Below are 1,204 nucleotides of genomic sequence, written 5' to 3'. Positions count from 1 at the left end.
AGCGCCCCTCGAAGTGGGTCAGGCCCAGGCCGGTCTTGAGCTCGCGATAGTCATGCTCGATGCGCCAGCGGATCTTGGCCAGGCGAACCAGGTCTCGCAGCCGGATGCCGGCCGGCAGGGTGGACAGCCAGTAGCCGCTGGGCTCGGACTCGCCAGGTGGCCATTCAGCCAGAAGCCAGCATTCAGGCAGATGCCCGTCGCCATCACGGGGGATGTCGCTGTTGGCGGGTCGTACCCGCAGGACGAGGAAGCGTGAGCGCATCGTGGCGGCCGGGTTGTCCTTGCTGGTCTTGGTGCCCTGCCGCCAGCCCACCCGGCGCAGGCTGCGCCGGCCGGCGGCCAGGGCCAGCTCGCGCAGGCTGGAGGGCGCGCTGCGGTACTTGGCCACCGGGTGGCGGCCGTTGCCGGACCAGGGCACCGTCTCGGGGACGACATCGGCGGCGTACGCGCTGGTGCCGCCCTTGACGGCGACCACGTACGGCAGGCCGCGCCCTGTCAGGCCCAGCCGCAGCGCGGTCACATCGCCATATCCCGAATCGGCCACCACCAGCGGCGGCACCAGCCCCCAGGAGGCCAGCTCATCGAGCATCCCCAGCGCCTGCTGCCACTTGGGGTGGTGCCGCTGATCGTCAGGGATGTGGCAGCGCCGTCGCCGCTCGGCGACTGCCGCAGCGTCGGTCTTGTCCTCGGCCAGCGCGTCGTCCCAGCGTTGCGGCAGGAACAGCCGCCAGTTCAACGCGGCTGAGCAGGAGTCGGTGACCGCGTGCACGCTGATGGCGATCTGGCAGTTGGTCACCTTTCCCGCGGTCCCGGTGTACTGCCGGGCCACTCCAGGTGAGCCGTCGCCGTCCTTCAGATGCCCGGTGTCATCCAGCACCCACACCTGCGGCGCCACCACCTTGACCGCACGCTGCGCCAGACATCGCCGTACCGCCACGTGATCCCAGGTCGAGGAGGTGATGAACTGCTGGAGCCGCTGATGATCCACTCCCAGCCGCTCCGCCATCGGCACCATCGACTTACGGCGCCCATCCAGCATCAACCCTCGCAGGTACAACCCGCCGTTGGACCGCTGCTCCCGACGCGTGAAGGAGGTGAAGACCTCACCTGCGAAGTCCTCAAGACAGCCACGGACATCAGCCAGCTCCGCCGGAGTCATACGACGACCGTCTCACGAGGTCTCGACGTAACAAAGCACTACTAG

The 1,204-nt window shown here is 68.7% G+C and carries 1 protein-coding gene; it reads right to left on the bottom strand.

All coding sequences use genetic code 11. The annotated features are described in order from the left end of the window. The coding region (locus AB0I79_RS63305; RefSeq protein ID WP_357896393.1) for an IS701 family transposase at positions 1-1,159 on the bottom strand (1,159 nt) is incomplete at its 3' end. Positions 1,160-1,204: the final 45 nt, after the last annotated feature.

This window comes from Nonomuraea sp. NPDC050202 (genome assembly GCF_040656115.1).
GTDB lineage: Bacteria > Actinomycetota > Actinomycetes > Streptosporangiales > Streptosporangiaceae > Nonomuraea.
The sequence above is the reverse complement of the archived record's forward strand: the minus strand, read 5'-3'. Positions and strand labels throughout refer to the sequence as shown.